The organism is Aquifex pyrophilus (assembly GCF_054656935.1).
In genome coordinates, this window is the sequence record NZ_BAAHXJ010000005.1 from 343,276 (window position 1) to 359,635 (window position 16,360).

Here is a 16,360-nt window from a genome sequence, read left to right on the forward strand (position 1 = left end):
TTTTTCTTTTTACTTTTCTTTTAAATGGAGTTCTTAGCCATGAGGATTGAGAGGGGGGATGGCTTTGACTGGAGCTCCTTAAAGGAAGTTCAGCAAAACATTCTTCAGGATAGTGCTAAGAACCTTGAGAAGTTCAGAAATGAGATGAGAAAGGAAGCCCAGAAAACTCGGAAAATAAGCAACGAGGAAATTCAGAAAATCATAGAGGAGATTAAGAAAAAGCTTGATTACCTGAATAAATACCTAAAGATAGAGATAGACAAAGAGCTTGAGATGCCCGTTGTGAAGATTATAGAAAAAGATACAAACAAGGTTATAAGGCAAATTCCCCCCGAGTATCTCCTTGAGTTAATGAAGAGGATTGATGAGATGCTCGGAGTTTTACTAAACGAGAGGGTATAAGTATGGCTGGAGAGATATATCTACCAGGTTTTAGCGGTGCTTACGACTGGGGTGCCATGCTTGACCAGCTTATGGCTGTAAAGAGCATTCCTATACAGAAACTAAACCGGGAAAAGCAAATAATAAACCAGAAAATTCAATTAATCTCCGAATTCTCAAAAAAGGTAAACGATTTGAAAAATTTAATTGAAAACTTTAACCTTGACGATGCCCTTCTCTCAAAGAGTGCGAGCGTATCACATCCCGATGTTCTTTCCGTGTCTGTGAGAAAGGAAGCTCCCGAGATAACCTTTGAGGTAAATGTTCTCAACACTGCAAGCGTTGAGATACTCGTTTACGACTCAGGATTTAACTCCCTTGAGGAACAAATCGGTTCAAGCGGAAGTTTCACCCTGAGGTATTACAAAACCGATACCGAATACGAGGGGTTCACAATAGAATACAACTCAACGGATACCCTTCAGGATATCGTGAACAAGATAAACGAGGCTCAATCCCTCGTTAAGGCTTCCATTTATTACGACGGGAATAAGTATAAGCTCATGCTTTCCGAAACATCCCCTGAGAACTCAACCGTTGAAACCTCTGACGACCTCTCAACGAAGGTTATACACCTTCTCGGGACCCTCCCCCCTCAGTTCGGAAATAGCTCCCTCATACAGAAAGCCCAGAATGCAAAAATACAGGTAGGAAGCGGGAGCGTTATAGAGAGTGCGGGAAGCACCTTTGAGAACGTAATAACGGGAATTGATATAACCGTTAAGGAAACGGGAAGCTCAAGAGTTGAAGTGAGGCAGGATTTCGGGAAAGTTAAAGAGTTCTTAAACAACTTTGTTAAGTCTTACAACAAGCTTGTGAACAACGTGAAGAGCCTTACTCTCGGAGAGAACGCACCCTTTAGGGGCGAAAACACCATAATGGGCGTGAAGTATGAGCTTTCCGATGCCCTTGACCCACTGATTGAGCTCGGAATCATAGAGTATAAGGAGGACGGAAGCATAGCCCTTTCCGGAAACCTTGAGCAGGTTATAGAGGAAAATCCAGACGTTTTTAAACTCAAAATGGAGGAGTTCATAAATACCGCGGGAGGGGTTTTAAGGGTAAGCTCGGACTCCTTTAAGGAGTTTACTGAGTTCCTTCAGGATAAGGTTGAGAGAATAGACGAGAGGATAAAACTCCTCTCGGAGAGGCTTGCGAGGGAGGAGGAGCTGTTAAGGAGGCAGTTTTCTCAGCTTGAGAGCTTTATGAGTTATGCAAACGACGTAAGGGAAAGGTTAAAGCAGTTTATCGTAACCCTTTCGGAGATGAGCGGAGGTAATAAGAAATGAGGAACGTGGCGGAAGCTTACTTTCAAAACATGGTTGAGACCGCTTCACCCATTGAACAGATTATCCTTTTATACGATAAAGCTATAGAGTGCATGGAAAGAGCCATAGAGCTTTACGACGAGAAGGAAGACTTTGAAAAGAGAAAGGAGTTTGTGGAAAACATAGACAGGGTTTACGACATAGTGAGTGCCCTTAAGTCCTTCCTTGACCACGAAAAAGGAGGGGAGATAGCAAAGAACCTTGATACGATATACACCATAATACTCAGCACGCTCGTGAGAACGGATAAGAAGAAGGAGGAGCTTTTAAAGATTTTAGAAATCCTGAAGGATTTGAGGGAAACCTGGGAGGAAGTGAAGAAGAAGTCATAAACTAATCCAGTTGTAGGCGTAATAAAAGTTCTCGTTCAGGACTCCCGACATCTTTATTCCCTGTTCTATAACCTCCCCGTTGAATCTTTCCTTAACCTTCTTGAGGAAGTTCCTAAGGATTTCGTCCCCTATCTTTGAGGAGTAAACGGTTGTTGCAACCTTTTCGTCGTCAAGGAGGACAACGGAACCTATCAGGTAGTTATGACAGAAGAATAAAAACTTGTTATTTTCCTCTTTTTTCTCAAGCTTTGTGCAGTAGTTCTTTAAGTAATCTTCCGTGAACTTGGCAACCTCTTTAATCTTTTCCATCCTCGCATACTCCTTCCGCTCTTACCTTCCCACCTTCGGTTTCGTAAATCTTTCCGGGTTCAAGCTTTGTCCTCAGTATGTATCCGAGTGCAATGTCCCCGTCGGGGGAGACCGATGTGATAAGACCTATGGGTTTATTCCCCTCAATTATCTTTTCCTCTTCCTTCACGGGGGAAACTACCGAGAACTTCGTGAGAACTCTGGGTGTTCTTCCCCTGAAGTAAACTCTCGCTATCGCTTCCTGTCCCACATAACAGCCTTTGTTAAGGCTTATGGCGTATGGGAGAACTCCGGCCTCAAGGGGTGAAAATCCTTCCCTCAGCTCCTTGTGTATCCTCGGAACGCAGTTCCTTATGCGTTCTCTCTCAAGCTCCTCCTCACCGACTTTCATTTCCTTCGGAAGTTTATCCTTAATTTCTTCAAGCTTACCGAATAAATCAAATCCCTTCTTCTTTATCCTTACGGGATTTTTTGCTATATAAACTTCCTCTCCCAGCTTCTTGACCTCGTAATCGGAAAGCTCACAGCAGAAAGTCTTTCTTACGAAATCCTCGGAGTCTTCTCCCCATAGGAATATATGCTCGTATTCAGACAGGTTCTCAAAGTAAACTTTGAGGGAGAGCTTTAGCCTGTTGAACTCGTTTATGACGAATTCGGGGTCCTCTTCCGTATCAAGGATGTAGTAGTCCTCTATCTTGTAAACGAAGAAGTCCGCAACGGGGTTCCCGTTCTGCTTCAACCAGAGGTTGTAATTGAATGTATAGGGTTTCAGTGATTTTATGTCGTTTGTGAGGAGGCCGTGAAGGAAATGGGTGTGTTCCTCCGGGGCTGTAAGGCCCTTCATAAGCGTTTTTACAGGCTTTCCGTAGACCTTTATCTTAGACCTTTTAAGCTCACACCACTTCATAGCCAATACATAATATTACCTTCTTTACTTTCCGGTTCTATGCCCCTGAGCAGTAATCCCGTTATTCTGTCCGAGTAATGGGTTGTTGCGGGGAGTTTTACGGGCTGGAAGGAGGCGTAATTGAGAAGGGTGAGGCTCAGGACGTAAGAGGCGTGCTCCTCAACGCTCAGCTCTCCGTAAACCTTTCTTATCTTCAAGGGTTTATGGGTTCCGTGAAAGATGTTGTTGTATGTCGCAAGGACTACGCTGTTTTCGTCAAGCTTCAGGAAGTATCCTTTAAGCTTTCTTTCCGCTTCTGTTTCGGGGAAGAATCGGGGATTCCCGCTCTTTATTATCTCAACGAGCTCAACGTTATACCTGTAAACTTTTGAGAAGTTTATAAAGCTCTCTACCTCACCGCTCGGAAATCTCCCGTCCCTGTGTATCACTATCCTTGAGCCTTCTTCAATACCGAGCTCTCTGAGCTTTAGAAAGAGGTCTTCTATTACCTTTCCGCTCACCTCCTCCCCGAATGAGGGAAAGGAGGAGAGCTTATACCTTATGAAACTCCCGTCGGAGAGGAATATCTTCGTAAAGGCTGCGGTGTTTATCGTTGAACCTCTCTTTTTGGTTCTGCTGATATCAAGCCCTATAAACACATCAACGTTCCTGAGCTTTTCCCCGAGCTTGTAGGGAATGTTTCCCGTTTTCCCGAGAATCTGCTCTCCTACGTTAAGGACCACATATCTGATATCGGTCCTCAGAAGTGTTCTGTTCAGTATAAACTGGGAGGGTATGTTCCTTGAGAGGAGCCTTGACTTTATGTAATCGTAAAGCAGAAAATCATCGTAGGGGTCAACCTTCTCATACTCCTCAAGGAATACGATAACGAGGTCGGGGTTTCCAATCTCGTTAAATTTCCTTGATAGTGTATCCTTTACCTTGCTCCTCTTCTCTCCGAGAACTCTTATCACGCTTTCCCTTTTCAGGGTTATCCCCTTTCCTTTCAGGAATGCACTCAATTTTTTGAGGAACTCATACCTTTTGCTCTTTAACTTTCCGTTTATCTCTTTATCCACGAAGATGAAACTTATTCTGAGCTCCGGCTTTCTTATGAAGGGTCTCAGGTCCTCTATGAACTTTCTCATGTTTGAGTATATTCTCTGGCTTCTTCCCGCTCCGTCAACGAGGGTGTTAACGTAGTTAATTTTTTTGCCCGTTGATAGCTCCGAGAGTTTTATTTCCCAGCCGAACTCCTTTATGAGTCTTTTCATAAGCCCTACCGCGAACCTTATTCGTTTTAATCTTTCTGCGGGCTTTAGCCTTATGAAGGAGAGGAGTTCCGAGAGCTGTTTCTCATCAAAGTCTTCAAAGTCTATAACCACTCTGAGGGCGGTTGCGGGATAGGTGTATCCCTTTTCGGTATGAACGACAAAAATATCTTTCTTTCCTTTAAGAATTTCTTCCCAGGCCTTCTTGACGTAGGGGTTTGTCGTTATCCTTGCCTTCTCCCTTATGAACTCTTCAGACAGCTCCCTCGCGGTTTGAACTTTTTGAATGCGGAAGGTTGTGTCGGAGCGTATGGGCTTTACTTCTATTTCTTCAAGGTTTAAACTTCCGTGATTTTCAAGGAGTTTCTGAAGGGTTTCCCGTGAGAGTATTCTGAACCTCAGGTCTGTCTGGAGGTATAAACTTCCGTTAATTTCGTGGATTTTTGTTAACACCTCGGGTATAAGGTGGGCTTTCCCGAGCCTCCAGTTTACGACCACATTGTTCCCGTAGTGTTTGAAGAAGTATTTGAGCCACACCTCATTCCAGTTCTTTAGCCTGAGGGAATCCCTAAAAAGCTCCTGGGCTTCCCTCGGTGAGGAAAAGGACTCTATATGAGTAATTCCCTTATTCTCAAAGGTGTAAACAATTCCCTCCTCCAGCTTTACCGAAGGTTTTTCCTTCACTTCTCCGAGAACGTAAAACTCCCCTCCCCTTCTGAAAAGGGGTTTTTTTAACTCAGTGAAGAGTCTAAATCTTACTCTGTTTGCCTGTTCCTCGGGAATGTTCACGTGAGGCCTGAGTAATGTAAAGCTCCTTCCAAACTCAAAAGAGATGGGATAGAGGTTCGTCTTTACAAACATCTTCTCATAAAGTCAAGGATTATCTTTTTGTGGTCAAAAACGAGTTTATCAAGGGGTATGTCTTCAAGCTTGAAGACCTTTACCTCTTTTGCATCGCTTCCCGCTTTCGGCTCTCCCGTCGCGTCTCCTATCCACACCACCGAAACTACGTGGGCACGGGGGTCTCTACTTGGGTCCGAGTAAATGCCGAGGAGTCCGCTCAACTTAACATCAAGTCCGGTCTCTTCCTTCATCTCCCTTATCGCAGCATCCTCAACCTTCTCCCCTACCTCAACGAATCCCCCCGGGATAGCGAGTCCGACGGGCGGATACTTTCTCTCTATGAGAACGATTCCCTTAAACTTCTCCCCTTCCCATAGCCTTATTATCACGTCCGTTGCGAGGTAAGGCGTCCTTGGCTCAAAGCTCATTTTATCAACTCCTCTATGTGCTCCTTCAGGCTCTCGTTAAGCTGGTGGTCATCTTCTACTTTTATAAACCTCTTTACCTTTACATTCCTGACGAATTCCTCAGAAAGACTCACGGGAACTATATCGTCCTTTGTTCCGTGCATTATCACTATCTCAACGGGCGGGTTTTCCGGAAAATCCACCTTTCCATCTTTTATTATCTCGTATCCGTTCTCAATAATGTCCTTTGCCCACTCCTTTATGAAGGTTACCTCCCTTCCTTCCTCCTCTATCGTGAGCTCTTCCTTTCCCTCAATCCAGTTTTTTAGATTCTCCTCCCCGAACTCCTTTATCATGAGTCCGAGGGTGTTGTAAGAGGGTGCAAGGAGTATCAGTCTTTTTATATTGAGAATAGGTCTGTGCTTTACATAGTTGAGGGCAACGTAAGCCCCGTGAGAGCTTCCGCAGAGGTGAATCTCCTCATACTTCTGGGAGAATCCCCTCACGAGTATTTCAAGGGTGTTTAAGGTGTTCGTGGTTGTGTGCTTCTCGTAGTCCATATCCATCGCGAAGAAGGAGTAAATGTTCTTTCGGGAGAAGTATTCCCTGAGGAAGGCTATCTTGCTTCCCATGACGTTCGTGGCGAGCCCGTGGAGGTGAAGCCATAACCTTTTTTCGTTGTTCTCGTCGTAAAAATACATTACCTCACCTCAGGTAGTTTTTAAACCTCTGGTAGTTCATCATCCTGTTAAAGAGCTCCTCCCTCCTCTTCTCAACCTCGGATATGAGAAAGTCAAGAATGCGGAGGGACTCCTGAGCCTCTTCCTTCGTCATACCTTCGGGGTTCATTTTGGAAAGCTCTTCTATCTCTTTTAAGAGTTCTTCGTATTTGTTCTCACTCAGGAGTTTCTGGCACTTCAAGAGTTTTTCCTTGTATGGATTCACTAAAACTCCTCCAGCTCCTCTTCCGTGAAGCTCACCTTGGGTATGGCTTCTTTTATTTTCTCAAAGGTTGTGTAAAAGTCATCCTCTATCTTCCTAACTCTCTTTCCGTAAACGTTCTGGAAGGCTTTCGTTATTATGGCTTCCTTCTGGAGGGCGTTCGTGAGACCGAGCTCCTGATACTTTTCCTCCATGACCTCCCTCACTTCTCTAAGGAGGTTTGCCCTGCTTTCCCTTTCCCTTTCTGCCTCTTCAAGGGGAATGGTTAAGAACTCGTCAACCTTCTTTAAAACCTTCTCAAAGGCATAGGCGGGAAATCTCTTCTCACCGAATCGGTCCGTTATGAAACCTACGGTTATGAAGTAGGGTTCTTCTACCTTAGTTTCAAGCTCTATCTCTTCCATATCGGGTGATTCCCTGAGGTATTTCTGGAATATCTCGTAGGCCTGGTGGGCTTTGTCCTTTAGGTTGGGGGCTTTCTCAACGTTCAGGGCTATTATGTAGTCCTTTGATTCCTCGGGAAGTATTATTGCGGGAACCTCTCTTATGCCGAGGAGCTCCGCAGCTTTTAGCCTGTGCTGTCCGTTTATCACTTCGTAAAATCCCTCTTCTGTTTCAACCACGAGAATGGGGTCAACGAATCCCACCTTCTCAATGCTTGCCATGAGTCTCTTTATAAGGGTCTCCGATAAATCCCTCTGGATTGAGGGAATTCTTATATCGCTTACGGGAAGAAGCGTTATCTTAAGCTCGTAGCCCTTTAGGGGCTCTTTCAGCGTAAACATCTCCGTCCCTCCAATAAATATATTTTGAAGGAAAAACTTAAGAGGACTCCACTCCTCCGAGGGTTAACTTCCTTATCCTTATGGTGGGTTGTGCATCCGTTACGGGAACTCCCTGTCCGTCCTTACCGCAGGTTCCTATGGCCCAGCCGAGGTCATATCCAACAGCGTCAACATCCTGAAGGGCTTTTGGCCCGTTTCCTATAAGAGTAGCCCCCCTTATGGGGTAGGTTATCTCTCCGTTCTCTATCATGTATCCTTCCATTACTTCAAACATGAAGTCCCCCGTTACGGTGTTAACCTCACCTCCTCCCATCTTCACGACGAGGACGCCTTTTTTAGTATCCTTTATTATGTCTTCGGGGTTGTCCTTTCCCTTGTCTATGAATGTGTTCGTCATCCTCACTATGGGAACGTGGGCGTAGCTCTGTCTTCTTCCGTTTCCCGTGCTCTCAACTCCCTCCTTCATTGCCCTCAGTCTGTCATACATATAGCCGACGAGAACACCTTCCTTTATGAGAACCTTCCTCTGGGCTGGGACGCCCTCGTCGTCAACGGTAAAAGAGCCGTTGTGATGGGGAAGGGTGGCATCGTCAACAACGGTAACAAGCTCGGACGCAACTTTCTCACCGAGCTTTCCCGCATAAACGGAAAGTCCCTGCTGAACGAGGTCCGCTTCAAGCCCGTGCCCCACCGCCTCGTGTATCATAGTCCCCCCAGCCTGGGAGGACATAACAACCGTGAAGGTTCCCGCTGGTGCGGGCTTTGCACTCAGCATAAGGAGTGCCCTTTTTGCGGCCTTTTCAGCTATCTCTTCGGGTGGGGTTTCGTTGAATATCTCAAAGCCCTTCCTTCCCCCGAGGCTCTCGTATCCCCTCTGGAGTATATTCCCGTCGCTTGCGACAACCTCAACGAAGAAGACAACTCTCTTTTGAAGGTCCTCAGCTGTCTCACCTAAGGTGTTTATAACCATTATCTCCCTTGTCTTATCCATAAGAACCGCAAGAACCTGCTTTATATTATCTCCGAAGCTCCTTGCCTTCTCGTCCGCTCTTTTTAGTATCTCCGCCCTGAACTTGAGGTCAGCCTCGTCGGGGTCTATTAAAACCTCGGTCCATCCGCTTATGTGTCTCTTTCCCATTGCGACAGGGCCGTGCCCCTCTCCCCTTGCGAGTATCTTTGCAAGCTCCTTGAGGTTCTCAAAGGTGGGTTCTGTTGTGTATCCGTAATAGGTTTTCCCATTCTTTATGAGTCTCAAACCGACTCCTTCATCGTATCCGTGGGTTATCTTATCGATCTTCCTATCTTCTAAGGAAAGCCTTGTTGTCCTTGACTTTTCGTAAAATATCTCTCCGTATTCCCCGCCCTGAGACATAAGGGTGGAGAGTATGTATCCGCTCTTTTCTTTTAAAAGCTCCTTAACAGGATTCATAAGGCTCATTTTTCTTCAAGAGAGGGCTTTTGTCAAGAGCTGTAAATTTAGGATTTACAACCACCTCCACACGGTTAATTAGGAACCCGCACTCCTTTGTAAAGATTATAAAGCTCTATGAATAACTTACGAGATTTATAAACTCAAGAAACTCCACATAATTTTCGGAAATTCGGAGTACGGGAAAAGGCTAAAAATTTTAGTCTAATTTTTTCCGCATTACTCAAAGCGAAAACAAATATATCATCGAAACATCAATGCACCTTTATATCCCGATGCACGCTCCCTATTCCGTTGCCAAGAATCCATAAGGGCTTTTTAGCCCTTCTTGAAAGAATTCTATGTTATAAATGTGTTTATGTCAAGGAGAAAAAGGAAGAAAAAAGATGTGGTGAGAACAACCGTAACGCTTCCGAGGGAAGTTTGGGAGGAGTTGAGAATTGAGAGCATAAAGAAAAACATCACATTAGGAGACTTGATAGCTAAGAAGCTGGAAGAGCTTAAGTATCTTAAGAAGAAGTTAAGCGTTGTTTCCTCAGATTAGGTTATCAAGGGGGTCGGGTGTATCGGTTATTATCTCTCTCTTTAGCTTTGTAAGGCTATCAAAGGTGTAAATTATCACAAAATCCCTTTCGGGTTCAAGGATGTTTTTGAGTTCATACTTTAGTTTTTCAAGTTTTGCTTCGGTTATCTCCCCTTCAAATACCGATTTCTGAACGTGGGTTAGATACTTTTTCACAACCTTTCTCACTTTGTTCAATCGGTATGCATCTTTATTATCCTCTGTAGCTATGTCGTAAACGAGAATTACCTTCATTTTAAACCTCCGTAGTTTAGGGGTATGTAAAGCTCTTCTCCGAGCAGGTGTTTTATTAACTTGTATAGTTCCAGTCTGATTAATGTTTTATGGGAAACCTTTCTCCTGAGTTTGGGTGTTTAATTGTCTTATTCAGGAGATTATCAAACTCGGAAAGGAACACTCTTTTTCCTTCCTCATTCAGGTAAGATGCGTTTAGCTCTTTTCTGAAGTGTTTTTCCGTAATCTTTTCCCTTTTTATAAGGTCTAAGATGAGTTTATCGGAAAGTATGGGTTTAAAAATCTCCGCTATATCAAGAGATAAAGAAAACCTCTTTGTGGACGGTTCGTGAAGGTAGCTTATCGTAGGATTGAGGGGTGTGTAGTATATCTCTCCGAGAACTTTTGCGTAAACGAGGGAGTTTCCGAAAGATATAAGGGCATTAAGCATGTTTTGAGGTGGTCTTTTTGTTCTCTTTCCGAAATCAAAACCGCTTATCTCTTCAAGTTTCTCGTAGCATAGCTTTCTGAATCCCGCCTCAACATTCATAACCTCCTCTATACTTTCCGCTTTCTCAAGCTGTTTGAAGTATTTTTCCGCTTCCAGCTTGTAAACGTAAGAGAGGTTCTGTATGGAACCTATAACGAAGGCCTTGGCAAGGTAGAGCCTTTTTTCTCGGTCAAGATAGTGTTCCGCCTGTTTTATCAAAAGATGACCAGATACATGGGTTTCTCTCGGATAAAAGCTTCCTACGTAGTATCCGTAGCGGTTGAAAAGATGTGTAATTACGCCGTTTTTTGCAAGTAGGGAAAGAACTTTCGTTGTTATACTTAAGTTGGTCATTATAAAGAGTTCCTCTATATCTTCAAGGGGAATGCTTTTCTTGACGTCTTCACCCTCAAAGTGGAGTGTGTTTTCCTTCCTTACGAGCCTTCCTTCCCTTAAGATGTAGTAAGCCCTACCCATAGCAGAACATATAGTAAGCACAGCTTTTGCGGTAAGGTTTCTTCTCCACCCTCGGGGGTGTTGCTGAGGATAACACCTTTTCTATTTTCTCAAGGGTGTTCTCTATCAGCTTCTCGTCTTCTTCGGTGAGATGAACTTCCTTTATCCTTTTTGCCCTTGGGTAGTGGAGTATTCCTTTTCTCGTTTTTATACCTTTCTGCTTTAGGTAGTAAATGTAATACTTAACCTGGAGTATGTGGGCCTCCTCAAGGGAGCTGGTGAGCTTTACCTCGTGAACAATAACCTCATCTCCAGCTTTCAGGAAAGCTATGCTAACGCTCTCGTCCGTTATACCTTCCTCTTCTTTGAAGGTATTCTCGTCTATCACCTTTCCGAGTAGAACCCTGTCGGAGGTGTGTTCAAAGGAAACACCTCTTGAAAAGAGCCATAGTTTTCGGAGACATATAACAGCGTAAGCTACCTGCGTTCCCTTAAACTTAAGCTCCTTTAAGTTCAAATGATGTTGCCTCCTTCTTCTTCGGTGGGAGTAAAGCCCTCACTCCCGCTGTAAGTCCCCTTAGCCCAGTAAATCCCTTTTAATCCCCATACGGGTTCAAAACTTCCCCTGTAAGGGAGAACGTCAAGGGTGTAATCAAGGATTTCTTTAAGGTATATATATCTGTTCATTAAATCCTTCTCCTCCCTGTCTTTTTCTATTAGAGGTTCAACTTCTTCCCTGAACACTTCGGGAATTACGGTTATTGAGAATATATCTCTGAACATCCTTTGTGCCTCGTTCTTGTTAAAGCGTTTCTTCAGACTCCACAGGTCTTTTATGTAAGATTTTGCTTTTTCGTAATGTTTTCTGTATTCTTCATCAAGCCTGAAGACTTCCTCATAAACCCTTTCCGTGAGACTATACTTGAACTCCTCGTCCCATATACCTTCTTTAAGGTTTTTCTCCGTTATCTCAAGAAGACTCTTCTTGTAAACGCTTCCAACTCCCGAAATATCCCGTGTATATATGTAAACATTGGGTTTATCTATAGACTTTTTTCCCTGCCTGTTCACTCTTCCCATCCTCTGGATAAGAGAATCAACAGAAGAAAGCTCGGTTATGAGGTAATCCGCATCAAGGTCCAGGGAAGCTTCCGCTATCTGCGTTGTTATCCATATGCCTTTTCCCTCGGCTTTGAAGAACTCCTCTATTTCCTTTTCCTTTTTTCTCCTATCTCTGTAGGTAAAGCGTGCGTGAAGAATGTTTCCTCCGAGAAGTCTTCCGAGTTCCACAGCTCTTTTTACGGTGTTCGTTATTACTAATACCTTTCCCTCTCTTGAGAGTTTCTTTATAAATTCCACGGCGTTTATTAGTGAGTCTTTAAGAACCTTTACATTGTGCCTCTCTTCTCTTTTCAGAAATACCTTTTCCTTAAAGTTCAGGTTTATGAGGTCCTTCCTTACGAAGGTTGGAAGGGTTGCAGTTGAGACCATTATCTTTCCCCCGAACTCGGTTATCTTTTTTACCGCTTCAACGATGAAGCCAAGGGTATGGGGTTCAAATAGCTGTATCTCGTCTATAACGACTCTTGAGTATGAAAGGGTAGCAAGGTATTTCTCAAAACCCGCGGGTCTGAAGATGAAGGGCATGAACTGGTCGGGTGTTGATACGAGAAGGGGCTTTCCGAAGTTCCTTGAAAGGTGGTAATCCTTAACTATCCCCTCAAAGGAGTTTCTCTCTACCTCGTCCCCTATTCTGTAGAGGATTGCTGTGCTGTGGAGGAGTCCCGCTTCTTCCTCCGAAAACACCTCTTTAGCCCTCTCGTATATAGCGTTTACAGCCGTTCTTATAGGGAGTGTGAAGAATCCTTTTTCCTTCAGGAATATGAAGCCCGCTTCCGTCTTTCCGTATCCCGTGGATGCGGTTATTAGAAGGTTATCCTCCCTGTTTTCAAGAACAAACCTCTGAAGCCCGTTAAGTTGATTATTTTTCCTCTCCTTGAGATACTTTTCAACCCTTTTCTCGTTTTCCGAGAGTTTCTCTGTCTCAACCTTCGGGAAGTATTTATTACTGCTTGCGTGGTCTATCCTGAGGAGAAATCCTTTAAGGAGTATGTAAGTTTTCTCAACATAGGGAAATCTCTTTGATAGTTCTCCGAGGTAATTATACTCCTCGTTCTTTAATAATTTTTTGTATTTAAGTTCTTTCCCGAACTCCTTTTCAAGAACCTCCCTGACTTTTTCAATGTCCTGTTCGTCGGGAACGTATTCGTGGTGATTCAGAACCGCAAGTATGACGAGGTCCTTTAAAGGTTTTGGAATATCCTCAGGAATGAATGCGGGAGAGAGGAGGTTGTGCCTCACTTCGGGAAGTCCTTTATCTGGTTTCACGCTTTTGTTTCCCGCCTTCTTCTGGAAGTGTTTATGGAGCTTCCCGTAGTCATGATACTCACATGCAAGCTCAAGGGCTTTCCAGAACTCCTTCCTGAAGCTCTCGGGAACGACTTTCTCTATCTTTTCCCCGTAGAGGTTTCTTAAGTGCTTCAGGTTCTCAAGGAGTTTATCGGTGTGCTCCCTTATGGTTGTGCCGTCCGATTTTGCCCAGTATTTACTCAGAAGGTTCTCCATCGCCTTTATTCCCGCCGTTAAGACCTATGAGGAAGGCATAGGCTATTCTGTTAAAAGCCCCGCTTTTCATAGCCTCAACGAACAGGTAAGGTATCTCCCTCTCAACCTCAAGGTATGCCCTTATTACGTTCTGCTCAAAGCTGTCCGTATCCCTCCTCCTTACTGCATCAAGGAGTCTGTAAGAGATGCCCTGTATCTTTTTCTTTGCCCTTTCCTCATTTTCCGCATTTCTGAAGATTTCCTTTCTCAGGTTAAGCCCCTCCGCATAAGCCCAGTTAATTTGCTTCTCCACGTTATCCCTCATATCAAGAACCTCCTGAAATTTTATGAAAAATAGAAGGTATTTTGGGAGAAATTTTTGAGCAGTTCCGAACTTAATGGGAGGTGGTAGTTTTCCTCCTTTTTTATAACTCTCAGAGAATAGATATCCTGACAAAATAAGAAGTAAAAGCTCGTATAAGTTCCTTCCCGAGTATATGTATTCAAGGAAGGTTCCAAATAAGGAGTTCAGATTTTTGGGGTATTCATCAAGATAACGCTTCATAGCTCTCGCAACCCTAGGGGGTATGCTGAAGGTGTATATCTTTGATTTATCCCTACCGAAAGGTTCAAGCTCCACGAAGTATATGTTTGAAAGAAGCCAATCCGCTTTTTCCTTCTCTATATTTTTGACTATTTCCGCTACGCTTCTGTCAAACCACTCCTTTGAGAATTCTTTTTCAATGTGGAGCATATTGTTTATACTGTAGGTTTCCATAAGGTCTGGGACATATGCGAATATGTATGTTCCCCTCGGTGTTCTCGTAAATCCGAAGGAAGAGAAAAGAAAGAAAAGCTCACACTCCTTGCATAGGTATAGGTTGCTCCTTCCGTTGTAAAAGAAGTTATTAACCGTTTCAAGGCTTCCAGAAAGGGGTGTGAAGACGGTTGCGTCAAACACACTCACCTCTCTCCCTTTTAGGTAAGCTTTCCTCTCGTTACAGAAGAAGCAGGCTTTCTCGCTCTCTTTACTCTTGAGTATATTCTCAAAAATTACGTGAGTAAGGTATTCCTCAAGAAGTTTTTTAAGCTCATCCTTACTTTTTACCTTTCCCTCCTTCTCCTCTGCCCACTTCTTTATTGAGGAATTGTTTATCACCACGTGGTTGTTGTGAAAGTTTCTAAAGGGGCTTAAAGCTTTCTGTAATGCATCTTTCACGCTAAGGCTTTCTTTAAGCTCGTAGTTTTCTGTGAGTATATTTGCAAGCACCCGGGGAATTTCCTCAATCAATTCCTCGGGAATTCCGATTTTATTCCCCTCAACCGTGAAACTCTCCTCTCCGTATTCCTTAAATGCCTTTATCAGACCCACGCCTGCAGAAGCTGTAAGCCATCCGGTTATGTAAAAATTCACAGCCATAGGGGTTCGCCCTCCTCATCTACGAAAACTTCCCCCTCAAAGTCCGTCCCCTTCTGGTAGTAGTAAACCTCCGCCCACTCGCACTCCCTTTCCTCTTCAAACCTGCAGAAGTAGGGAATTCTGTAGTATATGCCCTTTGAATACAGGGAAATATCCTCCTTTGCGGGGATAAATGCGGAATAGAGAAGCTCCTCCTCTATATATCTTTTTTCCGCTTCCAGAAGCTTTATATCCTTGACGAGGACGGGATACTCTCCGCCGGAAAGGAATAGGTAAACTCTTGGCTGCTCAAGAGCCTTTTTAAACTCCTTCAGGAGCTCCTCCTCTCCCTGGACGTGAACCTTTACCGTGAGGTTATAAAGCCTGGGAATTTCAAGGGGAACTTTTTCCAGCTCTTTATCCTTATAGTTATACTTCTTCAGGCTCACATAATCCCTGAATACGCTCTCGTGGTTTCCCTGAACTGATAGCCTGAACCTCTCCCCTTTCCACTTTCTTCCGAGGGCGGTATAAAGAAGTCCAATAATCGTGGAGTATGGGGGCAGGGGATAGGTCTCCACCCCCTTAATGGAGAAGGGAGTTTTAAAAGTGGCACAGGGAGAGAAAAGCTCAAACTTAAGAACCCTCATAGTATTTCTTGACCTCCTCCTTTAATCTTGTGAAGACATCACCAACGGAAAGGGGTTTTAGTTCCTTCCTTATCTCCTCTTCGTTAAGGAAGTATCCGGTGTTTAGCCCTACGAGAACGTTGTCCCTCTCCCCTTCTGGAACTATGTTCAATGCATCCCTGAGCCTGCCGAGGTTGAGAAGGAGCTTGCCTTCCCTTTCCTCACAGTCAACTCCGTTCATAAAGAAAGGATGTTTTACCGAGAATATCCCACCTATCACGAAAATGGGAGAGAGGTTTTCCCACCTTCCCTTTATCTGCCTGTCAAGGGTGAGGATTATATCTAAAAGCTCCTGAATCCTTTTTGTTCTTTCCTCTTCCTCAAGAACTTTCTCCGCTTTTTCCTCCCCTTTCCATATGCCTATCCTGTCAAGGTCAACAGTGATGGTATATACATAATGAGAGGTGTGTTCCTCGGTGTAGGCTATTGCCTGCTCGGACTTTTCTTCCACGTGCTTTATATACCTGTTGTATGCGTCAATGTTGTTGAGAAAGTTCATGTCTCCCCTGAAGGGGCTCACGGAAAAGGCGTAGGTTAGCTTAACGGGGCTCGTTCTCTTTACGCTGTTTCCGTAAGAGAGTTTTACGGGAAGGTTCGTAAAGAGTCCTCCGAAAAGGTCAAACTCCTCATACTCCTTTATTAGCTCTTTTCCGAACTCGTCAACGTCAAGAACCGTTTCCGTTTTGTTCTTCTGTTTCCTTTCCCTCTTCTTTCCCTCAATTAGTTCCTTTAACTTTTCGTCAAGGAGCTTCCATCCTTTTTCTTCTTTTCCCTTTCTCCTTATGTCATACTTTAGTGCCTTATCTGAGATATAGGTTTTCTGGGCTCCGTCTCCGAGGGTAACCTTTTTCAGGATAGAGACGTTTCCTATATTCTCCCCGTAGTTCAGGCTTGAAGCCCTTGAGGTTATTACGGTTAAGGTTAAGCCTCCCATATTTATACCTCCCTAACGT

General features: G+C 44.0%; 19 protein-coding genes. 4 read left to right on the forward strand and 15 right to left on the reverse strand.

Annotated elements, in window-relative coordinates:
• Window positions 1-39: 39 nt before the first annotated feature.
• From ACYQZ0_RS05445 to fliS, 3 genes are read left to right on the forward strand one after another with little or no spacing between them, the layout of a single operon-like run.
• A complete protein-coding gene (locus ACYQZ0_RS05445) occupies window positions 40-402 on the forward strand; it encodes a flagellar protein FlaG (RefSeq protein WP_459775589.1) in 363 nt (120 codons plus the stop codon).
• A gap of 2 nt (window positions 403-404) precedes the next feature.
• The gene (gene fliD, locus ACYQZ0_RS05450) at window positions 405-1,730 is read left to right on the forward strand and encodes a flagellar filament capping protein FliD (RefSeq protein WP_459775590.1); all 1,326 of its coding nucleotides are present in this window, start codon (window positions 405-407) and stop codon (window positions 1,728-1,730) included.
• Entirely contained in the window at window positions 1,727-2,101 is a 375-nt protein-coding gene (gene fliS / locus ACYQZ0_RS05455; protein ID WP_459775591.1) for a flagellar export chaperone FliS, read from the forward strand. Before fliD ends, fliS begins: the two co-directional genes overlap by 4 nt.
• Here the strand turns inward: fliS and ACYQZ0_RS05460 are convergent.
• Genes ACYQZ0_RS05460 through ACYQZ0_RS05495 form a run of 8 tightly spaced genes read right to left on the reverse strand, consistent with a single transcriptional unit; the run spans window position 2,096 to window position 8,973 of the window.
• Window positions 2,096-2,410, reverse strand: a complete 315-nt coding sequence (locus tag ACYQZ0_RS05460; protein ID WP_459775592.1) for a hypothetical protein — start codon at window positions 2,408-2,410, stop codon at window positions 2,096-2,098. The two genes, fliS and ACYQZ0_RS05460, sit on opposite strands and share 6 nt — an antisense overlap.
• Window positions 2,397-3,317 (reverse strand): CAF17-like 4Fe-4S cluster assembly/insertion protein YgfZ, encoded by a 921-nt coding sequence (gene ygfZ / locus ACYQZ0_RS05465; protein ID WP_459775593.1) that lies wholly within the window; start codon window positions 3,315-3,317, stop codon window positions 2,397-2,399. The genes ACYQZ0_RS05460 and ygfZ overlap by 14 nt, the downstream gene beginning before the upstream one ends.
• A complete protein-coding gene (locus ACYQZ0_RS05470) occupies window positions 3,314-5,428 on the reverse strand; it encodes a Piwi domain-containing protein (protein ID WP_459775594.1) in 2,115 nt (704 codons plus the stop codon). The genes ygfZ and ACYQZ0_RS05470 overlap by 4 nt, the downstream gene beginning before the upstream one ends.
• Entirely contained in the window at window positions 5,419-5,838 is a 420-nt protein-coding gene (locus ACYQZ0_RS05475; protein WP_459775595.1) for an NUDIX domain-containing protein, read from the reverse strand. Before ACYQZ0_RS05475 ends, ACYQZ0_RS05470 begins: the two co-directional genes overlap by 10 nt.
• Window positions 5,835-6,518 (reverse strand): YqiA/YcfP family alpha/beta fold hydrolase, encoded by a 684-nt coding sequence (locus ACYQZ0_RS05480; RefSeq protein WP_459775596.1) that lies wholly within the window; start codon window positions 6,516-6,518, stop codon window positions 5,835-5,837. The genes ACYQZ0_RS05475 and ACYQZ0_RS05480 overlap by 4 nt, the downstream gene beginning before the upstream one ends.
• A 4-nt stretch (window positions 6,519-6,522) precedes the next feature.
• Entirely contained in the window at window positions 6,523-6,762 is a 240-nt protein-coding gene (locus tag ACYQZ0_RS05485; protein ID WP_459775597.1) for a hypothetical protein, read from the reverse strand.
• Window positions 6,762-7,544, reverse strand: coding sequence for a ParB/RepB/Spo0J family partition protein (locus ACYQZ0_RS05490; protein ID WP_459775598.1), 783 nt, complete (start codon window positions 7,542-7,544; stop codon window positions 6,762-6,764). The genes ACYQZ0_RS05485 and ACYQZ0_RS05490 overlap by 1 nt, the downstream gene beginning before the upstream one ends.
• A 37-nt stretch (window positions 7,545-7,581) precedes the next feature.
• Window positions 7,582-8,973, reverse strand: coding sequence for a TldD/PmbA family protein (locus ACYQZ0_RS05495; RefSeq protein WP_459775599.1), 1,392 nt, complete (start codon window positions 8,971-8,973; stop codon window positions 7,582-7,584).
• A 358-nt stretch (window positions 8,974-9,331) separates the two neighbouring features.
• On the opposite strand from ACYQZ0_RS05495, the gene ACYQZ0_RS05500 reads away from it, so the two are divergent.
• Window positions 9,332-9,517: a chromosome segregation protein SMC gene (locus tag ACYQZ0_RS05500; protein WP_459775600.1), complete on the forward strand. Its 186-nt coding sequence runs from the start codon at window positions 9,332-9,334 to the stop codon at window positions 9,515-9,517.
• On the opposite strand, the gene cas2 is transcribed toward ACYQZ0_RS05500, so the two are convergent.
• From cas2 to cas7i, 7 genes are all read right to left on the reverse strand, one after another.
• Window positions 9,509-9,790 carry a CRISPR-associated endonuclease Cas2 gene (gene cas2, locus ACYQZ0_RS05505; RefSeq protein ID WP_459775601.1) on the reverse strand — a complete coding sequence of 94 codons (282 nt, stop codon included), beginning with the start codon at window positions 9,788-9,790 and terminating at the stop codon, window positions 9,509-9,511. The two genes, ACYQZ0_RS05500 and cas2, sit on opposite strands and share 9 nt — an antisense overlap.
• A gap of 79 nt (window positions 9,791-9,869) precedes the next feature.
• Window positions 9,870-10,736: a type I-B CRISPR-associated endonuclease Cas1b gene (gene cas1b / locus ACYQZ0_RS05510; protein WP_459775602.1), complete on the reverse strand. Its 867-nt coding sequence runs from the start codon at window positions 10,734-10,736 to the stop codon at window positions 9,870-9,872.
• A complete protein-coding gene (gene cas4 / locus ACYQZ0_RS05515; protein WP_459775603.1) occupies window positions 10,729-11,232 on the reverse strand; it encodes a CRISPR-associated protein Cas4 in 504 nt (167 codons plus the stop codon). The genes cas1b and cas4 overlap by 8 nt, the downstream gene beginning before the upstream one ends.
• Window positions 11,229-13,340: a CRISPR-associated helicase Cas3' gene (gene cas3 / locus ACYQZ0_RS05520; RefSeq protein ID WP_459775604.1), complete on the reverse strand. Its 2,112-nt coding sequence runs from the start codon at window positions 13,338-13,340 to the stop codon at window positions 11,229-11,231. Before cas3 ends, cas4 begins: the two co-directional genes overlap by 4 nt.
• A complete protein-coding gene (cas8a1, locus tag ACYQZ0_RS05525) occupies window positions 13,321-14,739 on the reverse strand; it encodes a type I-B CRISPR-associated protein Cas8b1/Cst1 (RefSeq protein WP_459775605.1) in 1,419 nt (472 codons plus the stop codon). Before cas8a1 ends, cas3 begins: the two co-directional genes overlap by 20 nt.
• A complete protein-coding gene (gene cas5b / locus ACYQZ0_RS05530) occupies window positions 14,730-15,368 on the reverse strand; it encodes a type I-B CRISPR-associated protein Cas5b (RefSeq protein ID WP_459775606.1) in 639 nt (212 codons plus the stop codon). The genes cas8a1 and cas5b overlap by 10 nt, the downstream gene beginning before the upstream one ends.
• Window positions 15,355-16,341, reverse strand: coding sequence for a type I-B CRISPR-associated protein Cas7/Cst2/DevR (gene cas7i / locus ACYQZ0_RS05535; RefSeq protein ID WP_459775607.1), 987 nt, complete (start codon window positions 16,339-16,341; stop codon window positions 15,355-15,357). Before cas7i ends, cas5b begins: the two co-directional genes overlap by 14 nt.
• Between the last annotated feature and the right edge of the window lie 19 nt (window positions 16,342-16,360).